A 20,411-nucleotide genomic window follows, 5' to 3' on the forward strand; every position below is an offset into this window, starting at 1 on the left:
GCTTAGCGCCAGGGGCGGCGGGGGCAGGGGCGCCCGCGGCCTCGCGCGCCTGCCCGTTCAGGAGCGCGAACATCTGCTGTTGAAACGCGGGGTCCTGCTGTGCCCGGCGTTGGAACTCGGTCTCGAACCACTTGGACGGGTCGGTGCCGACCGTCTCAAGGGTGCGCTGCCGCTGATGCCACTCGACGGCGGCGGTGAAGGGGTTGGGTGCGCTCTGGATGCGCTCCCATTCGTGCCGGTCGATCGCGTTGCGAGCCGCCGCGGTGTTGAACGCCTCTTCCGCCTCGCGGGCGGCGTCGGCGCCGTACTGGCCCACAGCAACCTGCCGCTGCATGCCCTGGATGATCGCCTGCGTCCGCTGCTCGTACTGCTGCTGGCGCTCGAGGATCGGGGAGAGCTGCCGTTCCACCACCTGCTGGGCCTGGAACCGCGCGAAGCCCTGCGGGTCCTCGTACGGGTCAGGCGCCTGCTGGGGAGCCTGGGGCTGCTGCCGGGGCTGGCTGGCCTGACGGAAGAACTCCTCCATCTGGCGCATCCGGCCCATCTGCTCCGCCATCTGGCGGTCGCGCTCGGCAAGCTGGCGCTCGAACTCCTGCCGACGCTCACGCTCGGCCTTCAGGTCACTGAGGAAGCCGCTGCGCTCGCGCGCGAACGGATCTTCCTGGCGGGGCTGCTGCGGCTCGGGCTGGGGCTGTCCTTCGCCCTGTGCGGGCTCCGGCTGGGGCTCCTGATCCTGAGGCGCCGGCTCGGGCTGGTGGGGCTCGGGGCCGGGCTGCTGCTCCTGAACGTGCGGCTCGGTGCCGGCGGCGAAGATATCCGCCTCCGACAGGTGCTGATCGGACATGTGGGTTAGCCTCTACGTTTGGCTGGACGTGACGCCCTGTTGCGGCCGGGCGGCGCCGTGAGCCCACGCGATGACCCGCGCGCGGGAACGGGAACTAGAAGCGGACCGGCGCCGTCATCGGCATCTGGCCGAGCGCACCCATCTGCGCGCTCGCCATCGCGGTCTGCTGATTGATCTGCCGAGTGCGCGCCTGCTTGTGCGCCATGTCGACGATGCGATCGGCGGTCTCGACGGCCTGCGTCTCGGCAGGGTCGCCGGCTTCCTGGGCCTGCACCTGCTTGTAGATCGCATCGGCGTGCGCCCGCTCGGCCTCCGCTTCGGTCTTGGCGACCTTGGCGGCGGCGTTGCGGAACTCCAGCGCCTTGACGGCCTGCTGCTCCTGCATCTGCTCAGGCGAGGGCTGGGGCGCCTGTCCGGCGGCCATGATCTTCTGCTTGACCGATGGCGGCAGGGCGGACAGCTCAAGCGTCGCGGCGATGGCCTGCGGGCCCGGAAGCAAGCCCTGCTGGATCATCGCCGTCAGGGTCTGCATCACGTCCTCATGGACCGTGACCGTATCCGGGCCCTCGTCCATGACGATGTCGAGGTCAAGCTCGCCGATGGCGTTGGCGAGCCGCGGGCCCTCGTTGGTCATCACCAGCGTGTTGACCGGGACGAACTGCACCTCCTCCGGGCCGGCCACGCGGATGAAACGCTCGTCCTGCCAGAACTGCTGAATGTCGGCCCAGACATCACGGTAGAGGCTGAGCTTCCAGGCCTTGTAGCGCCCGAAGTAGGGGCCGAGCTGCGCGATGCCGGCTTGCTGCTGGAGCGCCTGAGCGCGGCCTGACGCCGAGGCCGGGCCCGAGCCGAGCAAGGCAGGGTTCGGCCCGAAGTTGTCGATCTCGTTCTTCGCCTCGGTCAGAAGCTCGGCCTGGCCCTGCATCTGCTGAGCCTGGTCGCGGATCTCGAACGGCTTCTGTCCGGTCGTGGTCGGGCGGTAGGTGATCCAGGCATCCGGCCGCGCAAGCTCGCGGCGCGTCTTGTTCGGATCGTCGACCGCACCCTCCTCGGCGAAGACCTGATTGACGTTCAGGATCCAGAGGAGCTTCGACCGGCGGTGGTTGATCTCGTCCTGCGGCGACTTCATGTTGCGCACGAAGCCGTAGCGGTCGCCGTCGTGGTCGACGCCAGCGCTCGCCATGTTGTAGCGGCAGCGGGTCTTGCCGCGGCGGTCAACGAAGGGGCTCTTGCCCTCCTTCAGCACCAGATGCCCGGTGTGGAGTGCGAACCACCAGTCGCCGCGCCAGCGATACCAGATCTCGACGAGCTTGACCCGCTTCAGGGCCGTGTCGAACCAGTTCTTCTCCCAATCCTGTTGCGAGGCGGTATCGGCTCCGCCGCCGCTGTCGACGGCCGATTTCAGATCGTCTTCGCGGTCCGGCACCATCTCGATCGCGGCGTCGAGGTCGAGCCACTTGTAGACGCCCATGTAGCGGGCATCCGAGAAGTCGGCCTTCACCGAGCGCGGATCGTAGAAGAACGTCTCGGGCGCGACGCGACGCAGGACGATGTTGGGCTGGCCATCGATATCCGTCTCGATGTCACGCTCGGCGCCACCGATGCCGTCAATGGCGAGATCCTGGCTCACCTCCTGACGCAGGCTTTCCCACCTGTTCGCGTCGAATACCTCGCGCAGCGCTGCCGTGCCGATCTCCGCGCCAGCTGCGTATTGCTGCGTCCGCGGGGAAGCCTTGGGATCCATCCGCAGGCGATCGACCACGCCCACGATGCCGTCGATCTTGAGCGAGATGCGGTTGTTCGTGATCGCCGGCTGACCGCGCTCGCGCAGCTTCTCAAGCTCTTCCTTCGTCCACTGCGACCCGTGATAGTACAGCCGGGCGGTGCGAGACTCTTCGATCTCCCCGACCTTGGCGGAGCTGTACGCGTCGAACCACCGCTTGAGCGTGACGAGGTCGGCGCCCTGCGGCTCGGCCAGCACCTCTGCCACCTCGACGCCGGCAACAGCGCCATAGGCGGCCGGGGAGGACAGCGGCGCGGGCACGGGCCCGGTGACCATGATGGGGCCTGCGGTCATTCAGCAGATCACGCGGATGGTGATGGCAACGCCGGAGCCGGCGGCAGCGAAAGGGCCCGTCGTCAGCAGCAGCGTGCCGCGGGAGACCATGCCCTGAACGGTGGCAGTCGACAGGGTCTGCGCGGTGACGCCGCCGCCAACGTACTGCTGGCCGATCCAGGAGGGGATGACCTGAATGTCAGGTGTCGCGGAGCAGGCAGGAAAGCTGTAGGTCACTACGCCAGTGGCGTCGGTAGTCGCCGTGTATCGCTCGACGCGGCGGGGCGTACCGGCCGGGCCAACTGCTCCCTGAACGCCCGCCGGGCCTGCCGGTCCCGTTGCACCTGTCGCGCCCGTTGGGCCCACCGTACCGGCAGGACCAGCTGGGCCGGTGTCGCCTTTCGCTCCCTGTGCTCCAGCAGGGCCACTAGGCCCCACAGGGCCAGGCACCCCAGCAGGACCAGTGCTTCCGGGAGCCCCAGCATCGCCCTTGTCTCCTTTTGGCCCTACGCCAGGCGCCGAGATCGTCCGCGCGTCCGAGGCCGTCAGGCCAGCAGCGAGACAGGCCGCCAGCATAAGCAGCCGCGCGCGGATCACTGCCCGACCCCGTAGGTGAATTCGACGGCGCAGCCGGCCGAGCCGGGATCCGACACCGCCATCACGCTCACGATGCGCTGCGCGGTCATGAGCGGGCTTGAGGAGCGGCTATTCGAGGTTCGGGCCATGAACCGCCGCCCCGTCGTCGCCGTCACGGTGTCGGCCATCGTGGGGACGGACTTGATCCGAATGTCGACCGTGCAGGGGTTGTCCAGCACGTAGGACGTGGCCGCCTGGGGCTGCGGGATGGTGTACTGGCGCGGCTCGGCGGTGACCGGCAGGATGTTGGGATCCTGGAGCGGCAGGAAGGCCGTCGCATCGGCTGCCAGGGCGGGAGCGGCCAGCAGCAGCGACGCAGCAAGGGCAGAGGCGCAAGCGGTCCGCTGCATCACAGATATCCCAGGAAGCCCGAGACGTCGCCAGCCAGGGGCGCGGTCGCGTCCGCATCACCGTTGGCTGCGGTGATCGCCATGGAGATGCCGGCCGAGAACGTCAGGCCGAAGTTGGTAGTGAACTGCTGGCAGGTGCCGGCGCTGAGCGTGATGGCGCCAGCGTAGACCGGCGTCGTGCCGGTGGTTGCGGCAGTAGCGGAGTTGTAGAAGCGCACGTAGCGCGCCGCGTTGGCGTTGTTGCACAAATTAAAACTGTAGAGGCGACCGGCCGATGCCTTGACGGCGACCGCCGCAGCGCTGGCCGCGTTCATCACGCGGTAGACGTTGAGGCCGCCCTGCGTGCTCATCGCAGGGACGGCGACGGATGCGCTGCACAGCCGGCCGCCCTGATCGGTGTAGAGCCTGCCGCCAGGGCCGCCGGGCGCCGTGACGCCAGCGCAGTCCTGCACGACCTGAACAGTCTGTGCGGCTGCGGGACGGCCAGCGAAGACGTAGACGAGCGCCAGCGCGCCGATCAGGGCGATGCGGTGGAGCATGGGGCCTCAGAGCGTGTCAGGCGCCGCCAATGCGCCAGGAGGGCGGATCCTGGCGGGCCGAGCGATAGCCGGAAGAGGTTTGGCGAGAGACGGGCTTGGCTTCCGCAACCCAAGGCCGTGACATGCACGCATAGCGTGCTTCGTCCGCGACGTGGTCCTCAGCCGACGTGTCCAGATCCTCGGCGCGGTGCGGATCGTGCTGCAGGACCGGCACGGTGCGGATGAAGTCCTTGCAGGTGGAGAACACGAACAGCATCGGGTTGCCGTCGATGCCTTTGAGCCGGGCTCGCACCGCGTCCCAGCCGCCCATGGCGCCGGAGCGAGCGACGCGGGCGTTGTCGGCTGGGCGGAAGATCGGCCCCATCCTACTGTTCGGGCCGCGCCAGGAGCGCATCCGCTCGGCGATCGATGGGCCACCATCCTGGGCGAAGGCTGCCGGGTCCAGCGTCCCGTAGGCGATGCTCTCGCCGGCCTCACGCTCCACGATGCCCGCCGCGACTTCCTCGGCGGTGAGCTTTAGGCCGGTGTTGGGCTTGCCGGGGATGCAGCCGTACCATTCGCGATAGCGGATGAGGGCGCCACGGGGAATGACCCGATCGTCTCCGAGACGGTAGTCGTCCCCTGCAACAGCCCACCAACCAACACTGAAGGGCTTGGCCGAGCCCCAATCCATCGAACGGAAGCGCAGCCAGTCACTCGGGATCGCAAAGGGTTGGACGGCATGCCGAGCGGAGGACCATTCACCGAAGAACGCGCCGTCGATAACCGACCAGTCGCCGCCAAGCATCGCCTTGACGAGCTGTTCCGACCCGAGACCGGCAAGGCGCCCCGCATAACCCGGGTCGTTGCGAACCAGGATCGCGTTGTCGCTCAAGCGGGAGGGGATGTACATCCGCTCCATGCCGGTCACCTCGTCGAGGATCGGCACATAGCCCTGAGGCGCCGGGTCGACGAAGTAGCTCTTCACCTCCAGATGCCCGGAGCCGCCCGGGTTGGCCGCGGCGCGGATGCGCTTGGTCGGAACCTCATGCGCCGAGCGAAGACGGCCTCGCAGGTAGCGGTACGGGAAGAGCGTCGCCCACTGTGTCAGCTCGTCCCAGCCGATCCAGGTGTACTGATGGCCCTGGTAGCGGGTCGCGTCCCGATCGCTCTCGAGATATCGCATCCGGAGCGTGGCGCCGCTCGGGAATGTCCAGAGCTTCTTCTGGACGTTCCAGTCCCCGCCTTCCGGAAGGAACAGCTCGTTGCTGCGGGCCAGAAGCTCCTCAAGCTCCGGGTAGGTCCGCCGGAACACGACGCCGCGCCAGGCGGCCCCGTAGGTGTTCACGTCCTGCAGGAAGTCGCCAAGCAGGTAGTCGCTCTTGCCGCCGCCCGCTGCGCCCCCGAAGAACAGCTCCGGGCACCAATCGGCGCTAATGGCGTCGGCCTGCGGCCCCGGCTGCGGCGACCACATTGAGTCCCATCTCTCTCAACTTGCGAGCGTTCCATTCCTCGCGCGTTTCACGCGGGGGGCGATCGACCGGCTCGCGGATGTTCACGTCCTGGTCGACCTTTGCCTCGACGCTGGCGAGCGCGGGCTTCTCGAACTTGATCGCCTTGCCGGCCGCGTCGAGACGAAGCTCGATCGGATGACGAGGGTCCTTATAGACCGCCATGAGCAGCGCGTGGGCGTCGCCATCGAACGCCTCAGGGATCGCTTCGGCAAGAGCCTCAGCCGCCGCCTGAACCGCCGCCTCCCGCTCTCGCGTATGCTTGCTCTTGGCGCCTTTCGGTCGGCCGCGAGGGCGCCCAGTGCGCTCGCCCATTTTCCCAATTTCCGAATTTAATTAAGTGGGCGATAATCGGCCTACTGCCTCACGTACGGACCGAAAGCGGAGATGTCTTCTGACGGAGCAGACGGCCGATCGACGGGCAGTCGCTCGCTCAGACCGGCGGCAGCACGGATCTCGTGACGAACCACGGCAAGAATGTCTTGAGCGAAAAGATGCCGCTCAATGACGCTCTCCATCCAACGCGAAACGGAACAGCCTTCAGCCTCAGCCGCAGCGACAATCGCATCGTGGGTGCTCTTAGTAGTCCGGAACGACACCGCATACCGGTCGGCGCGCTCAGCATCCGAAAATCGCTTCAATCTTGGCATGCAATCAAATCCGCCCCATCACCAGCATGACGACGAGCACCAGCAGCAAAACGCCTCCGATGCTCCATCCGCCTGTGCGGTAGGGGTAGGTGGGACCGCCGTAGAAGCCGCCGCCGAGGGCCATCGGGACGAGGATGAGGAGCAGGATGGTGGCGAGGACATGGGAGGCTCAATCGGCCGCGGGCGGGGCTGTAATGCGATCTGAGGGGCTATCGAGAAGCGAAGCCAGCTGAGATAGCCACTCGATCCCGACGACGCTGCACGGCCCGGCTCTTGCCCTTCAGGTACCGCCGCATGGCCTTGGTGTCGCGCTCGTCGAGGATCTGCCAAGGGAAGACCATCAGCGGCACACGACCTTCACGAAAAGCGATCTGGGCGCCGATGCTGATATCGCCGGGAATGTGGCCGAGCTTCACGCGCTTGTGCTCGGTGAGCATCCCATCCTCGCTATCAGGGCGGCTCCGGAGCCGGATTGGTGAAGGCCAAGTCGCGATGAGGATGTACGGGCTCCCGTACACCAAGGCCCTCGCCGCCTGATTGGATCGATGCGGGCCGACGTTTTGCCTCGAAGGTCCGGAACGGCGTGCGCACCGCCTGTCTGCCCATGCGCCCGAGCATGGAGCCCGTATCGAACTCTATCGGTGTGAGCCGGCGGATTTCCTCCCGCCCCGATCTAAGCGCTAGGGAAAGAGTGGGCGCCCCACACCGATCTCTGCTGCCCCGGCGCGTCGTCGCTGCTCGGGGTGAAACTCATAGCTTCGCCGGCTGCCTCGCCACGGTGCTGTGCACCTCCGCGGGCCGGGTCCAAGCTGCCGATCCTCCGATCGGGCGGGCCCCAACCGGGGCGCGTCTTGTGCGGCGGGAAGACCCCGCTCGTTGAAGCTGGATTGCCTGAGGCGAAACGTACAGAACTTCGCCAGGTTTCACAAGCGGTTCGTCCGGATCCATCTCGCCAAAATGGGCATTCACCACTGCATCAGCGGGACCTGCCTCGGCGCGATCCTCGCCGGCCGAATGAGATTTCCCGCTTCGCGCTACCGAGCGGGATGAGCCGCATTGACCAATGTACGGCAATGCCGTATATCGAACCCATGCACGCGGTCTTGACCACCCCCACCTTCGAGACCGACGCGGCGGATGCTGGCCTCACCGACGAAGAGATCCAGGCCATGTCGGCGTGGCTCTCGGAGAACCCGCAGGCTGGGGACGTGATGTCCGGCACGGGTGGCGCTCGTAAGGTACGGTTCGCCGGGAAGGGCAAAGGCAAGAGCGGCGGGTATCGCACGATCCACTACTACGGCGGGGACGACGTTCCGCTCTTTCTCTTGGCTCTCATCGACAAGGGCGACCGCGCCAATCTGACCAAGGCGGAGCGGAATGCTCTCGCCGTTGAACTTTCCTGCCTAGCCGACGACTACCGCGCGGGCGTGGCGGCGCGGCTGACGACCCTGAAACGGAGGATCTGATGACGAAGCTCGGCGAACGTCTTCTCAAGAGTGCGCAGGAAGCGCGGGCGATTGCTCGCGGCGAGATGGAGCCGGCCCGGGTCTTCACGCCTCCGTCCGTCGATGTGGCCGAGATCCGCAAGAAGACCGGCCTCTCTCAGGAGAGGTTCGCCCAGCGGTTCGGGTTCTCGCCCGCCGCCATCCGCGATTGGGAGCAGAAGCGGCGTACCCCCGACGCTGCAGCCAGGACGCTCCTGATCGTCATCGACAGGGAGCCTGCTGCCGTCGAGCGTGCGCTGTCGAGCGTTGCAGCATGACCGAAAGCCCCACCATCTTTTGCTCAAATCAGTTAAAGTTGCTATAAATTCCCAGCAGAGCCATCTATGACGCGCTCTAAGCACGCCCCTGGCTACGTGCCGAACCCGAACTACACCCAGGAGGACTGGGACGAGGTGTCCGACAATCCACCGCTGACCGGCGAGGAGCTTTCCCAGATGCGCCTTGGGCCGGCCGACCTGCCTCAAGATCTCGCCGCCCTCAAGAGCCGTGGCGGGCGCCCGAAAGCCTCGGTCAAGCGCATCCCCATCTCGCTGCGCGTCGATCTCGAGGTGCTGGAGGCGTTCAAGGCGACCGGCCCGGGGTGGCAGACGCGGATGAATGAGGCGCTGGCGGAGGCCGCACGCAAGCTGCGGGCAGCCTGATCCGCCTCAGATCCCCATCCGCTCCGCCAGGGCGTAACCCCTTTCGCCGCTCAAGCTGCCTCAAGCTGCCTCTCCTCACAGGGCACGCGCGTGACCCTGCCGAACACGCTAACGCCCACCGTGTAGAGGTCGGTCGTCGGATCGTGCCCATCCACGATGCCCGGGAACGAGGCGAACGGCCCTCCCGTGACCTTCACGCGGTCGCCTGCCTGGAATAGCAGTGCCAGCAGATCCGTCTCGGTCGCGACGTGCGACAGGCCGGTGCGCTTGTCGAACCGCTTGTAGCCGATGACGTGGTCCGCGAACTCCTGCATGGCCGCAGCAGGGATGAACGGCATGGTGCGATCGCCCAGGATCTCCGCCTCGAACAGCGCCTGGCGGTAGTGGTCGCGAGGCACCCAGTCCAAGCCGTGGACAGTGACCGAGAACACCCGCCAGACGTGCCGGCACTCCTCGATCAGCCGCATGTCGGACCAGCCGCGCAGGCCGACGAACAGCACCCGGCGCATCACCGGCACCATGGCGACGCGGGGAGGGCGCCCGTCACGCTGCTCGCGGACCTTCTCCCTGGCCTCGAACACCGGCAGGCCGGCGGCCTTGAGCGCAGCGGCACAGCGAGCCCCGCTGAGGGGATAGGCCTCGACGGCGAGCCATTCCCGCCCGACCGGCAGGATCACCCGCTCACGGGCCCGCAGGCGGCGCTTGATGGCCTTCTCACGGTCGTGGCGGGCCGCTGTCTGAGCGTGCTTCACGGACTGCTGACGACGGGCCTTGCGGCGGGCTCGCTGCTTCTTGGTCATGACACACTCCACTCGGGATACTGGCAAACAGGATCAGCAAAAGTCAGGCGGCAATCAGTTGATCCGCCAGGATATCACACCAATCCACACCGATCTCAGAAGGTATCTCCACTCTCACGGTGGATATGCCACGATGAATTCGGTGCGCGAGGGCGTAGGCCGCTGCCTGTCCTGCGTAGGCTGCATCCGAATCTCCGAACACGACGACCTCCTCGACGTTTGGCGGCGGCTCCCACTTGGCGAGCATGGTGGAGTTGATCGCGGCCCAGCACGGGATGCCGAAGAGAGACGCCGCGGCCAGAGCCGTCTCGATCCCCTCGGCGATCCCGAGGACAGGGGCAGGATCGAACAGGCGGATCGCGGCGCCGGCCGGGATGGTGCCCGGCATCAGCCGGCGCGGGTGCTCGACGGGTGCCTTCCTGCCATCGCTGGTCAAGTAGGTCCGATGGATCGTGGCCGGTGCGCCGTCGGGGCCGGTGACCATGGCGAGCATGGCCGGATGCCAGGAGGGCGTCTCGTCCTGGTAACGGAGGCGGGGCACCGTGCGCAGGCAAGCCGGGATGGTGGTCAGGCCAACGCGCCGTGCGAGATATCGGGCGACGGGGTCGCCGGGCAGCACCGGCGAGGAGGCTCGCCACAGCCGGTTCAGGCGCTCGCGGCAGTCGCTGGCGGAGGGCTTTTCCCGTACCGGGCGGGCCGGGACCGTGCCCAGCAAGGCATCGACGCGCTCGGCCACCTCCCTGAACGAGATGCCGATCACCCTCATCGCCAGCGTCGGGCCGTCGCCGGGCCCGCAGTGATTGCAGAACCAGGTCCCTCGGCCTTCGAGGTCGTCGAAGCGGAAGCGGGTCTTGCCGCTGCAGAGCGGGCAAGGGCCCTGCTTGGCGGTCAGGTACTTCCGATTCACCCCGAGGAGGGGCAGGAGTTCGGACCACCGACCGCTGGCGCGTTCACTCAGCGGCCTGGACATGGTGGACCTCCCGCTTCTTGGCGAAGGCGATGGCACGCGACTTGATCCAGCCCAGGATCTCGGGGGTGGGCTCGACCTCAGGGGCGTCCCGGTAGTGGTTGGGCCAGACACCGGTGAGTTCGCGGAACTGGTTCGCTGCCCAGCCGGCCGAGTAGCCCCGGCGCCGCCCGACGAGCTTGAGCTGCCCGAACAGGTCGGCCTTCTCGAGCGTCCTGGCCTTCGCCTTGAGCGGCTTCACCTCGATGAGCTCGCCGTCCTCGCACTGGATCTCGCTCTGCTTCTCCGGCTTGAAGCCGCAGGCGGGGCAGGCGTGGACCTTCGGCGGCTTGAGGAAGCTGCAGGACGAGCACTCCTTCGGCAGCGGCTCCGGACGCTCCCTCGCGTCGCGCTTCTGGCGCTCCCGGCCGTCGTCGAGCCGGTCGTGGTGGATGTCGGTCACGAACCCGAGCCGCAGATGCGTGTCGGAGTGATCGAGCACCAAGCAGTCGGTCTTGCCCGGCGCCGTCCGCAGGCCTCGCCCGATGATCTGGACGAACAGCATCTCGGACTTGGTCGGCCGAGCCAGCACGATGCAGCGCACGTCGAGATCCACGCCCGTGGTCAGGCACCCGACGCTCGCGATCGCCTTCAGCTCGCCGCGGGTGAACTGCCGGAACAGCGCTTCCCGCTCCTCGCTGCCGGTGTAGGCGTCGATGTACCCGGTTGCCACGCCGGCCGCCTGGAACTGCGCCTGGAGGTGCTTCGCATGCGGCCGGTCGACGGCGAAGATGAACGTCGGGCGGTTCTCACCCCGCCGGAGCCAGGTCTGGACAATGTCGGCGACGAGGGGGGCCTGGTTCATCGCCTCGCCGAGGTCGCCCTCGTGGTAGTCGCCGGCCACCGTGCGGACCTCGGACAGGTCGGGATGCGACGGGGCGTAGACCCGGAACGGCGACAGGTAGCCGGCCTCGATCAGCTCGGCGGTGGTCGTGACCTGGATCAGGTCGTCGTAGAACTTGCCCAGCCCCTTCGTCCAAGGCGTCGCCGAGAGGCCGACGAACGGGACGCGCTCCCAGGCCGGATCGGCCATCCACGCGCCCAGCATCTCGAACCAGCGATGCGCCTCGTCGATCACGACGATGTCGAACGGCGGGATCGCCCGGCGCTGCAGGGTCTGGATCGACGCGACCTGCACCGGCTTGCTCGCGTCGGTCATCGGGTGGCTGCCCTGGATCACCCCGACGTCGTGGATCCCCTCGGCGAAGAACGACCGCACGGTCTGGTCGATCAGCGACAGGGCCGGGACGACGAACAGGATCCGCCGGCCCTTCGCCAGCGAGCCCCGGACGATCGCGCCGGCCACCACGGTCTTGCCCGCCCCGGTGGGCGCTTGGACCATCGGCCGGCGGCGGCCGCTGCGGAGCGAGTCCCGGAGGCGGTCGATGATCGCGACCTGGTGGGGGCGAAGCTGCCGGCTCATCGGTCGCCCTCTGCGGCGACGTCGAGATCGTCCCAGGCCGGGATGTCCAAGCCGAGGGGGGAGCTTGGGCCGAAAGCGTCGTCGCCGAACGGGTCGAAGGCGGAGCCGCGGGGCGGGGTCGCGCCTGCATGCTCCACATCCTGAAACCTCTTCTCACGGCTAGGAAGAAGGTTCATGGTAGTTCTTGGTAGGTTCTTTCCCCGGCACGTGGTGCCGCTAACCCGACCTTCAGATGCCGCTAACCCGTCCTTGATATGCCGGTAACTGTCTCCGGACTTAGCGGCATCGTCTGCCGGAAAGTCGCAGGCTGCTGGCCGGGCCGGCTCGGGCTCGTAGCTGGGGTCGACAGGCACCGTGACGAGGTCGAAGTCTCCCTCCAGGCGGAGGACGATCAGGTCCGTGGCGCGCCCGCCCATACCGTTGCCGCGGTGCGTCCGGGCGATGACGCCGGCGGCATTCAGCTCGGCCAGGACGAGGCGGATGGTGCGGACCGCGAGGCCGGTCTCGGCGGCCAGCGTGGCCTGCGACGGCCAGCAGCGGCCTTCCTTGTCCGCGTAGTCGGCGAGCGCGTTCAGCACGACCCGGCAGGTGGTCCGCACGCGCTGGCGCTTGGCCCATTTGGCTGCGACGACGCTCATTGCTCGCCTCCCTGCAGGGAGGCAGCAACCAGACCGTCAGCCACGCGGTAGGCATGCTCGGCGGCGTTCGTCAGGCTCGAAGCCTTGGCGATGGTGGAGCCGCCGTAGCGCAGCAGGCAGTCCCCGAAATCGACCACCATCCGGTAGTCGCCGGCCTCACGGGCCCGGCGGACCAACTCCTGCCGCAGGGTGTACAGGGCCGCGTCGGCGGCGGCGTAGAGGCTCGGATCAGCACGAAGCTGTGTCTTGAGTTCGGGCATGGCGAGACCGTTCCGAGAACCGCAGGCGCGGTCGGTTGCAGGCGTCAGTGGATGGGACGGGTGGGCGCCCTAGGCGCGGGCGGTCACGGCGGCGCGCGAACCTGGGCCCTCGGCCGCTCCTTGGTGGTCAGGTGGCCCCGGAACTCCGTCACCGGCGGCTCAGGGGCCGGCTGCAGCAGCGAGAGGGCCAGGATCGTGTCGCGGTGCGCGCGAGCCCGCGCACGGTTCCGCTGCGCCGCCTCGGTCAGGTCGCTGCCGTCGAGTTCGTCGGCGAGCTGTTCTTCCGATCGGGCCTGGGCGTCGTACCAGCGGATCAGTTGGTCGAGCCGCGGGCCAGAGACCGGCCGATCGCTCACCAGGATGACGATGGCGCTCTTGTCGGCCATCACGCGGCGGCCTCGTACTTCATGATCGCCTCGACCAGACCGCCGGTCAGGCCGCAGGGCGCGCCGTCCGGGCGCCTCGCCACCGCGCCGGCGAGCGCGGCGAGCGGCACGCCGTGCTGCAGCTGGATCGACAGCGCGATGCCGACGTCCCGGGCGTCGTCGGTCAGGGACGACGCCAGCTTGTGGCAGTCGACGAACACCTCGGCGAGCCGGCCGTCAGGGTAGCGGCCGAGGCCGATCGTGTAGCTCGTGCCGTTGTCGTGCGGGCCGCGGGAGAACACGAAGTCGAAAACCTCGTGGTTGCGCCGGCCGGGAAGGATCGTCCGCTGCGCCATCATTCCGCGGCCTCCGGGATCGTGACGGCTGCGGCCGCCGTGAGGATCGCGCCGCGCAGGCGCAGGTTCTCGGCCGTCAGACGGGTGACCTCGTCCTCGAGCGCCAGGTGATCGCGCTCGTCGTGGGCGAGGTGGGCCCGCATGAAGGCGGTGTAGGCCGCGGCGACGGCGGCATGGTCAGCCGGGTCCTCGCTGTCGGCGGCGCAGCGCTTGGCGTCGACCCAGGCCCGGAACAGGCTGTCCCGGTAGGCGCGGGCCGGCGTGAACCCGGCGTCCGGCGCGTCGGCGGCGAGGGTGGGGGCAGGAGCGCTCACGGATCACTCTCCATCAGCCAGACGCCGAGACCGGCCAGCCAGCGTCCGGAGCGCAGCAGCGTCCGCCCCAGCGGATCCCGCAGAGAGGCGGGACACGCGTTCCGCCAGCGCTTCGACGTCTGCTGCCAAGCACGCCAACTCATGTGATCTCTCCCGGGTGCGGGTCGCACGGGCCGCTCGGATCGCCTCGATCTCCGCGGCCTGGACGCGCCGGGCCTTGCGATACCAGAGGTCGAAGGCCCGCCAGTACGAGAGCCCGGCCCGGCGCGCCGCACGGCCAATCTGAACCTTGATGCTGTCGTTGCCGACCGGCTGCGCGATCTCACGCAGGCCCTCGGCTGCCTCAAGCACGAACGCGGTCACGCGCTGCTCCCAAGACTTTTGGGACATCTCCCAATCCACCTCCGCCACGATCCGGGTCGTGACGGAGGTGCCAGATGAGGAGACGCCCCGAGGATGGATTGACGGAGACGGAGCCCACGCCGCGCACCCCCCTGGCAGGACCGGGCGCGGCGCAGGCCGCCGAGACGAGACGCAGACACAAGGAGCGGGCGCGCCAGCGCCGACGCCGGCACGCGCCCTGGGAGCGAAGCGCGCTCCAATCCTGCCGCCGGCCCCGATGAAAGGAGCCGGCCATGACCGGACGCGAGACCGACCCCGATCAGGACTTCACGATCGAGCTGCAGCGCGTCGAGTTCGAAGACGACGACCCCTTCGGCCCGGAGACCTACGCAATCACCTTCCGGGTCGAACGAGACGGCAGAGGCTTCGACATCACCGTCTGGCTGCTGGCCTACAGCGTGCCCACGGTCGAGCTGATCCGAGCCGCGATGGTGCTGCTGCACGAAGTGGTGGCGAAGCTCACCGAGCAGACCAGGGCGTGGAAGGGCGGCATGGCCTGACCCCGTCACGCGGTTGTTCAGAACTGCGAGCGCCGGACGGCGAACAGATCGATTGCGCCGCCCGGTCGCCGCACTGAACCGAGCGAGGAACAGGCGGATCACGCTGCGGCTCCCGTGGCCACCAGGGCAGCGCTCCTACCTGCCGACGATGTAGAAGCTGCGTCGAAATGGTCCTGTGCGGTGACCGCGCCGGCTGTGACATCCGAGATGCGCTTCAGCATCCCAAGGCGCGGGATGCGCTGCCCATACCGCCATTTTCGGACGGCCCAGAGCGACACGTCAGGACCAATGCGAGCCGCCATCGCAGCATCGTCCAGGCCCTCAGCTTGCATGTAGGCGGCGAGCTTCATGGGCACATTATATGCCCATAAAGGGCACGATGTCCAGCTTTGATGTGCCCACTTTGTGCTCTGCCCAAGACGGGCACACCCAAGCATGTTGGGTATCGTGGCGAACAATCTCAAAGCACTACGCGAGGCGCGCGGGCTCTCCCAGGAAGCCGCAGCCGAGAAGATGGGAACGACGCGGAATCAGCTCGCCAAGCTGGAATCCGGAGCGCGACGGCTTTCCAATGTCTGGATCGATCGCGCGGCCGAGGTGTTCGGGGTGGACGCAGGCGACATCGTCACCGACAAGCCGCGCCGGTCAACCTCGCTTGTCGATAGCTTCGATCCGGAAGAAGCGGACCCAGGGGACCACGAGCCTCGCATGGTCGAGGGCACGATGGGGCGCGATGTCGGCAGCCTGCCGAAGGATGCCATCCTCCAAGCCGAGGTAGCGATCGGCATGGGCCCCGGTGGTGCGACCCACGTCACCGATCTGATGAATGCAGACGGCAATAGCTACGCGGCCGAGGGCGTGAAGGACTGGTGGCGCATCCCGGCTGACGTTGTGCGCGGGCGTTTCCGCGTGCCGGCGCACCGCATTCGATGCTTCGAGGCCATAGGCGACTCGATGGAGCCGAAAATCCACGACGGGGACATCGTGTTCGTGGATGTGGGCCACCGTGTGCCTTCACCGCCAGGCATCTACGCGCTCGCGGATGCGCTTGGCGGCGTGATCTTGAAGCGGCTGGAGATTTCATCGGCACGAGGGCAGGACCCGGTACGGGTGCGACTTATATCTGACAATCCGAAGCACTCGCCCGAGGATAGAACCCTTGACGAAATTGCTATCACTGGGCGGTATCTCGGGAGGCTGACTACGGAGTGAATCGACTCTCCGGCGCGTCATTCCGTTAGGGCAGGGACTCACCAGAATGCCAAGCAATCGCAGTGGTTTAGGTGGTTTTTCAGGCTCAAAGGAACTCACCCCCTCACAAGGGGAGCTGGACCTCCGTGTGGAGATAGAAAAAGAGGTCCACGGCATAAATATGGGCGTGCTCAGCGATGGCACTCCCTTTCTAACTCAACGTGGACTTGCGCGCCTGTGCGGTGTAGAAAACCGACACATAGCCACAATTGGACAAGACTGGAATGATACGATCCAGAAAGGACGCATCACCAAAATAAAATCTTTGCTTAGCCGGCGCGGCATCGTCTTGGACATGCCCTACAAAGAAATTAAAGAAGCAAATCGTATTATTCATGCATATTCTGATGTAGCCTGTCTGGCTATTCTCGAATATTTTGCATTTGAGGCGGATATTTTAAATCAAGAACAGGCCAGGGACAATTTTAGGCTCCTCGCAGGCAAGGCTCTCCAAGATTTTATTTATACACAAGTTGGATACAATCCCGCAGGCGCGATACCTATCGCATGGCAACAATTTCACGATCGAGTTACGTTGGTATCAAATAAAATACCAAATGGATACTTTGGTATATTCAAAGAAATTGCAGATTTAATTGTTACAATGATCAGAGGTGGGGCGCCGATTGGTGCCGAGTTTGTTCCAGATATTAGCGTTGGGACCCATTGGTCAAATCATTGGAAGGCCGCAAAATTAGCTGAGAAATATGGCGACAGGATAAAATATTTGCACGAGTACCCCGATTATTTTCCCCAATCAGCATCTAATCCCCAAAAACCATTTTGCTATCCAGATGCTGCGCTTCCCGAGTTCAGGCGCTGGATGCGAGAAGATTATTTGAAGGGAGGTAAGTTCGCGAACTACATAGGCAAGAAAGAAAGCGAAGGTGTGCTACCGCCTTCATTTTCGCAGATAGCACTTAAGGCCATAGGAACTGACGACCCCGATCAAACTACGTAGCCCAGATTTGATAGCCGTAAAGCCCCGCCACCGCGCGGGACTTTCGCGTTTGGTACATGAACCCGGCTGCGAACAGGGCACAAATGTGCCCATAATGGGCTTGACTAAAGTGCCTTGTCTGGGCACACTCCCTCCATCGCCTCTCACCGAGGCGCTGGAGGCCGTTCGTGCTGTCCAACCTCGCCCCCTTCGTGCCCATCCTCCTCGTCGCCGCGCTCTGGTGCGCCGGTCACGTGCTCACCCGCCAGATGGATGGTTGAGGGATGTCGAACACCAAGCACATCCGCATCCTGGACGTCGATGTCGGCATCGTCGCCTACAAGGGCGAGCGCGTCGTCACCTTCGCGATGGTCGACCGCATCCACCAGCGGCCCGACGGCACCGCCGGCCGAACCTTTCGCGATAACCGAGAGCGGTTCGTGGAGGGGGTGGACTACTTCGAGCCCACATCCGACGAGATACGTCGGATGTCCCTGGAGGGGATTTTCCCGGAGCGCACCGCCCGCGGGAAACTCATCACCCGGCGCGGATACCTCAAGCTGATCAAGCCGATGTCCGACGATCGCGCTTGGGCAGTCCAGGGCGAGATGATCGACCGATACTTCGAGGTCGAGCGCATGGCCGGCGCCATCGCCGATGATCTCGGCCCGGCAGCCCGGCGCACGATCGGCGGCATCGTGAAGTCGGTGGTGCCTGGCCTCCTCGCCGAGGCGCTGACGCATGTCCTGCCGGACCTGCTCAAGGCCCACCTGGAGGTGGACGAGCGCGCGGTCGCCGTCGGCTACAAACCGGCCCTGCTGATCCTGGTTGAGAGAATGGTTCCGACCCGTAAGCGGCGCGCCTTCTCGCAGAAGGTGTCGGCCCGCCTCCGGCGCTTCTCGGCGGACCACGGCTACGCCACCCGCATCAGCCGCGAATCCGGTCGCTACCTGTTCCAAGTCGAGGCGATCAACGCGTGGCTCATCTACGAGGGCGAGCGGATGATCCGGGACCACGTTGACGCTCTGACAGGCCAGGGCGTCCTGCATCTGGTGCGTCCATGAAATCTCAGTTTATTTTTTTGGGTCCTGATCGGAAGGCTTGCTCAAAACTACAATTTCTAAGTCTGAACGGATTTTATCTAATTGGTCAGAAACAGAATTGTTTGTTGCAGTGGTTTCTTTGATTGCGTCGAAAAACTTACGTACCTTTTTGAAATAATCATTTATCAAATCGTTCGTAATTTCTTTCTTCTGAAACGCGGCAATAACATCAAGGCTGGCCCCTATAGCTTCATAAGCATCATCAAACATGATGCCTCTACTCACAAGCGAGCGAATCGCACCGCCTCTAGAGCGAATCCTATTCTCGAACATCCAGTCATCGACTGCCTTCACTTCCGAAGGCGTCATCATAATCGGGATGCGCTGGTCTTTGAGTTCGTCGGTCATGGGCTTTCATACCGCACTTTGCGCAAGTTGCACAACTCCGCTTGACGTCCGCCCACATATATGTCCTCACTGAGCAAGTTGCACAAGTTGCTAACTTGTCCAGATAGCCCAACGCAGCCAACCGGCACAGGAGCGTCTCATGTACTACGAAGCGCGGTCACGGAACGGCGGCACCTCCCCGGGCGACCTGGGTCGGATGCTGGGCGAGGCGGTGCGGCTGCACCTGCGAATCGATCAGTCGCTCCAGGAGGTGAAGGGCGATCGCGACAAGGAGCGGGAGCGCGAGCAAGCAATGGAACTGGCTCAGCGCCGGATCGACGCCTTGCAGGAGGCGATCAGCCACGGGCGCGCCACTACCCTCGCGGATGCCCTCGCTCAGACCGTGATCGCCTACGACCTCACTGTGGAACTTGATGAGGATCTAGACGCCAACCTGAAGCAGACCCACGCCGATCTGCAGCGGGTGCTGTTCTCGATCGCCAGCGCGCTGGAAGCCCATACTGGCCTCACCGTGAAGGCGCTTGGCGCCGACTACATGATGCCCGCCTGGGCCGACTATCTTGCACCCTGGTATGCCCCTCGACGGCATCGTGAAGCTCGGCTTGCCGTTCGATCTCCCGCCGATAGCCAAAGACCCCTGAGCCGAACAGATGCGGCCTGAAAGCGAAGCCACCACGGCCGACGCGCCCGTAGCCTGACCCTCTTCTTCCCAGTTCCCGCCCTCGTCGGCTGAGAGCCGGCCCGGACGGGCCACCCCGCGGGTCATCACGCCCGCTTCTTCCCACACAGCCAGACCCATCAGGAGGCTGCCATGCTTCACGTCCCCGGTATGCCCGAAGGCGTTCACGTTTCATTCTCGCCGGAGCACGTCTCGGCGGAGGTGCCGACTTCACCGGCACGCTACACCCCGCCGGCTCTTGTCGGCGCCGGTGCGCCGTCGAAGACCCTGGCCGCGCGGATCGAAGCGCACGAACTGGCCTACGCACACGCTCTCTTCGCCCAGACCTACGGTGAGCCGGACGCCCAGGCCCGAAAGCAGGCCGAGGAGGAGACCTTCCGGGCGCTGCTGCACACGCCTTTGCAGTCAGACGCAGACCGCGTCGCCTACGCCCTCGCCGTGATCGAGCGGCAGACGAGCGCCCTCGTGGCTGACCGGTCATTCGGACGGGATCATCCGATGCCGGTCGCCTACCGTAACCTCCGCTTCGGCGAGCACGCTCGTGAGCCGGAGGAGATGCGCCATCTCCGGCAGATGGACGAGGGCGCCGTCAGCGCTGCCAAAGCGGTCGCTGCCCCGGCGGCATCGTGGGTCACTCTGGACACCACCCTGCTCTCGCTGGTCGGGGAACTCGGCGCCATCGAGACCGAGCAGGACGCGATCCTGGCGGCTGGCGACTACGCGGACGCCCATGACGCACCGGACTGGGTGCGCCTTGAGGAGCGCGGCAGGGCCATCTTTACGCGCATCGTAGCGACCCGGGCTCATACGATGGAGGAGCTGAAGGCCAAGGGATCGCTCTACAGCCTGGACAGCGTCAGGCATCAGCAACACCAGCTTGAGGAGCTTGCCCTTTCGATCGCGGCAGATCTGAAGGAGATGAACTGTGCGCCTTTCCCTCAGGCGACGGACGCGGAAGCGCACATCAGCCCAGATGCGCTGAGCCTCGACCTGTCGGGCTGCTCCATCCCGCAGCTCTGCGCCCTGTTCGATGTCTACGAGCGATCGGGAGATCAGTTCTTCACTGCCGCGTGGTGGCCGAAGCTCGGAGAGGCCGGCTTGGGCTTAATCACCGATGAAGGGGATCGCTGCATGGCGCTCAAGGACGCCGTCGCGGACGAATTGCTAAAGCGCAAACCCGCTGATGTGTCCGACGCCGACGACCGCGGCGAAAGGTTGATGCGTTGCAAGCTTTTGGCTGGAGACTGGAACGCTACAGCGCGACTGGCCTCCAGCCTGCGCGATGAGGTTGCGACCCTACAGGGGAAGCGCTGAA

Annotated in this window: 28 protein-coding genes; 9 read left to right on the plus strand and 19 right to left on the minus strand. The window is 65.8% G+C overall.

The genetic code is table 11. The features are described from left to right. From VQ02_RS27430 to VQ02_RS27470, 8 genes are all read right to left on the minus strand, one after another. Positions 1-844: hypothetical protein (locus VQ02_RS27430; protein ID WP_048447419.1), on the minus strand; the 844-nt coding region annotated here is incomplete at its 3' end. 94 nt (positions 845-938) lie between these two features. Then, on the minus strand, positions 939-2,921 hold the full coding sequence (locus VQ02_RS27435; protein ID WP_048447420.1) for a portal protein: 1,983 nt from the start codon (positions 2,919-2,921) through the stop codon (positions 939-941). Beyond that, positions 2,922-3,137 carry a hypothetical protein gene (locus tag VQ02_RS39495; protein WP_048447421.1) on the minus strand — a complete coding sequence of 72 codons (216 nt, stop codon included), beginning with the start codon at positions 3,135-3,137 and terminating at the stop codon, positions 2,922-2,924. 356 nt (positions 3,138-3,493) lie between these two features. After that, positions 3,494-3,886 carry a hypothetical protein gene (locus tag VQ02_RS27450; protein ID WP_048447423.1) on the minus strand — a complete coding sequence of 131 codons (393 nt, stop codon included), beginning with the start codon at positions 3,884-3,886 and terminating at the stop codon, positions 3,494-3,496. Next, a complete protein-coding gene (locus VQ02_RS27455) occupies positions 3,886-4,425 on the minus strand; it encodes a hypothetical protein (protein ID WP_048447424.1) in 540 nt (179 codons plus the stop codon). Before VQ02_RS27455 ends, VQ02_RS27450 begins: the two co-directional genes overlap by 1 nt. A gap of 16 nt (positions 4,426-4,441) precedes the next feature. Further along, complete coding sequence (locus tag VQ02_RS27460; RefSeq protein WP_048447425.1) at positions 4,442-5,878, minus strand: terminase family protein; 1,437 nt, start codon at positions 5,876-5,878, stop codon at positions 4,442-4,444. Further along, complete coding sequence (locus VQ02_RS27465; RefSeq protein ID WP_048447426.1) at positions 5,838-6,230, minus strand: hypothetical protein; 393 nt, start codon at positions 6,228-6,230, stop codon at positions 5,838-5,840. Before VQ02_RS27465 ends, VQ02_RS27460 begins: the two co-directional genes overlap by 41 nt. Before the next feature lie 544 nt (positions 6,231-6,774). Beyond that, positions 6,775-7,002 (minus strand): hypothetical protein, encoded by a 228-nt coding sequence (locus tag VQ02_RS27470; protein WP_048447427.1) that lies wholly within the window; start codon positions 7,000-7,002, stop codon positions 6,775-6,777. 609 nt (positions 7,003-7,611) lie between these two features. Between VQ02_RS27470 and VQ02_RS27475 the strand changes: the two genes are divergently transcribed. From VQ02_RS27475 to VQ02_RS27485, 3 genes are all read left to right on the plus strand, one after another. Beyond that, positions 7,612-8,031, plus strand: coding sequence for a type II toxin-antitoxin system RelE/ParE family toxin (locus VQ02_RS27475; RefSeq protein WP_245239876.1), 420 nt, complete (start codon positions 7,612-7,614; stop codon positions 8,029-8,031). Beyond that, positions 8,031-8,327: a helix-turn-helix domain-containing protein gene (locus VQ02_RS27480; protein WP_048447428.1), complete on the plus strand. Its 297-nt coding sequence runs from the start codon at positions 8,031-8,033 to the stop codon at positions 8,325-8,327. Before VQ02_RS27475 ends, VQ02_RS27480 begins: the two co-directional genes overlap by 1 nt. Positions 8,328-8,393: 66 nt before the next feature. Beyond that, positions 8,394-8,711, plus strand: coding sequence for a BrnA antitoxin family protein (locus VQ02_RS27485; RefSeq protein ID WP_048447429.1), 318 nt, complete (start codon positions 8,394-8,396; stop codon positions 8,709-8,711). 50 nt (positions 8,712-8,761) lie between these two features. Here VQ02_RS27485 and VQ02_RS34910 read toward each other — a convergent pair whose 3' ends face one another. The 9 genes from VQ02_RS34910 to VQ02_RS27530 all read right to left on the minus strand — a co-directional run bounded on the left by VQ02_RS34910 (position 8,762) and on the right by VQ02_RS27530 (position 14,236). Beyond that, positions 8,762-9,511, minus strand: coding sequence for a KOW domain-containing RNA-binding protein (locus tag VQ02_RS34910; RefSeq protein WP_053080568.1), 750 nt, complete (start codon positions 9,509-9,511; stop codon positions 8,762-8,764). Positions 9,512-9,554: 43 nt separating this feature from the next. Further along, entirely contained in the window at positions 9,555-10,481 is a 927-nt protein-coding gene (locus VQ02_RS27495; RefSeq protein ID WP_048447430.1) for a DUF7146 domain-containing protein, read from the minus strand. Further along, positions 10,462-11,940 (minus strand): DEAD/DEAH box helicase, encoded by a 1,479-nt coding sequence (locus VQ02_RS27500; protein WP_048447431.1) that lies wholly within the window; start codon positions 11,938-11,940, stop codon positions 10,462-10,464. Before VQ02_RS27500 ends, VQ02_RS27495 begins: the two co-directional genes overlap by 20 nt. Next, the gene (locus VQ02_RS34915) at positions 11,937-12,578 is read right to left on the minus strand and encodes a helix-turn-helix domain-containing protein (protein WP_053080569.1); all 642 of its coding nucleotides are present in this window, start codon (positions 12,576-12,578) and stop codon (positions 11,937-11,939) included. The genes VQ02_RS27500 and VQ02_RS34915 overlap by 4 nt, the downstream gene beginning before the upstream one ends. Next, positions 12,575-12,838: a hypothetical protein gene (locus tag VQ02_RS27510; protein ID WP_048447432.1), complete on the minus strand. Its 264-nt coding sequence runs from the start codon at positions 12,836-12,838 to the stop codon at positions 12,575-12,577. The genes VQ02_RS34915 and VQ02_RS27510 overlap by 4 nt, the downstream gene beginning before the upstream one ends. Before the next feature lie 83 nt (positions 12,839-12,921). Beyond that, positions 12,922-13,224, minus strand: a complete 303-nt coding sequence (locus VQ02_RS27515; protein WP_048447433.1) for a hypothetical protein — start codon at positions 13,222-13,224, stop codon at positions 12,922-12,924. Beyond that, a complete protein-coding gene (locus VQ02_RS27520; RefSeq protein ID WP_053080570.1) occupies positions 13,224-13,562 on the minus strand; it encodes a hypothetical protein in 339 nt (112 codons plus the stop codon). The genes VQ02_RS27515 and VQ02_RS27520 overlap by 1 nt, the downstream gene beginning before the upstream one ends. Beyond that, positions 13,559-13,873 carry a hypothetical protein gene (locus VQ02_RS27525; protein ID WP_048447434.1) on the minus strand — a complete coding sequence of 105 codons (315 nt, stop codon included), beginning with the start codon at positions 13,871-13,873 and terminating at the stop codon, positions 13,559-13,561. Before VQ02_RS27525 ends, VQ02_RS27520 begins: the two co-directional genes overlap by 4 nt. Positions 13,874-13,876: 3 nt before the next feature. Then, a complete protein-coding gene (locus tag VQ02_RS27530; RefSeq protein ID WP_157080838.1) occupies positions 13,877-14,236 on the minus strand; it encodes a hypothetical protein in 360 nt (119 codons plus the stop codon). Between the two features lie 272 nt (positions 14,237-14,508). On the opposite strand from VQ02_RS27530, the gene VQ02_RS27535 reads away from it, so the two are divergent. Beyond that, positions 14,509-14,775, plus strand: a complete 267-nt coding sequence (locus VQ02_RS27535; RefSeq protein ID WP_048447435.1) for a hypothetical protein — start codon at positions 14,509-14,511, stop codon at positions 14,773-14,775. A 98-nt stretch (positions 14,776-14,873) separates the two neighbouring features. Here the strand turns inward: VQ02_RS27535 and VQ02_RS37625 are convergent, their stop codons facing one another. After that, positions 14,874-15,125, minus strand: a complete 252-nt coding sequence (locus VQ02_RS37625) for a helix-turn-helix domain-containing protein (RefSeq protein ID WP_157080839.1) — start codon at positions 15,123-15,125, stop codon at positions 14,874-14,876. A 97-nt stretch (positions 15,126-15,222) separates the two neighbouring features. On the opposite strand from VQ02_RS37625, the gene VQ02_RS34920 reads away from it, so the two are divergent. From VQ02_RS34920 to VQ02_RS34925, 3 genes are all read left to right on the plus strand, one after another. Beyond that, on the plus strand, positions 15,223-15,987 hold the full coding sequence (locus VQ02_RS34920; protein ID WP_167350802.1) for an XRE family transcriptional regulator: 765 nt from the start codon (positions 15,223-15,225) through the stop codon (positions 15,985-15,987). A gap of 46 nt (positions 15,988-16,033) precedes the next feature. Then, the gene (locus VQ02_RS36200; RefSeq protein ID WP_083469489.1) at positions 16,034-16,987 is read left to right on the plus strand and encodes a BstA C-terminal domain-containing protein; all 954 of its coding nucleotides are present in this window, start codon (positions 16,034-16,036) and stop codon (positions 16,985-16,987) included. A 263-nt stretch (positions 16,988-17,250) separates the two neighbouring features. Continuing rightward, positions 17,251-18,030, plus strand: a complete 780-nt coding sequence (locus VQ02_RS34925) for an ORF6N domain-containing protein (protein ID WP_053080573.1) — start codon at positions 17,251-17,253, stop codon at positions 18,028-18,030. A gap of 9 nt (positions 18,031-18,039) precedes the next feature. Here the strand turns inward: VQ02_RS34925 and VQ02_RS37630 are convergent, their stop codons facing one another. Further along, positions 18,040-18,417: a hypothetical protein gene (locus VQ02_RS37630; RefSeq protein ID WP_157080840.1), complete on the minus strand. Its 378-nt coding sequence runs from the start codon at positions 18,415-18,417 to the stop codon at positions 18,040-18,042. A gap of 139 nt (positions 18,418-18,556) precedes the next feature. On the opposite strand from VQ02_RS37630, the gene VQ02_RS27550 reads away from it, so the two are divergent. After that, positions 18,557-19,078, plus strand: a complete 522-nt coding sequence (locus VQ02_RS27550; RefSeq protein WP_048447436.1) for a hypothetical protein — start codon at positions 18,557-18,559, stop codon at positions 19,076-19,078. A 150-nt stretch (positions 19,079-19,228) separates the two neighbouring features. After that, the gene (locus VQ02_RS27555; protein ID WP_048447437.1) at positions 19,229-20,410 is read left to right on the plus strand and encodes a hypothetical protein; all 1,182 of its coding nucleotides are present in this window, start codon (positions 19,229-19,231) and stop codon (positions 20,408-20,410) included. Position 20,411: the final 1 nt, after the last annotated feature.

The organism is Methylobacterium variabile, from assembly GCF_001043975.1.
GTDB lineage: Bacteria > Pseudomonadota > Alphaproteobacteria > Rhizobiales > Beijerinckiaceae > Methylobacterium > Methylobacterium variabile.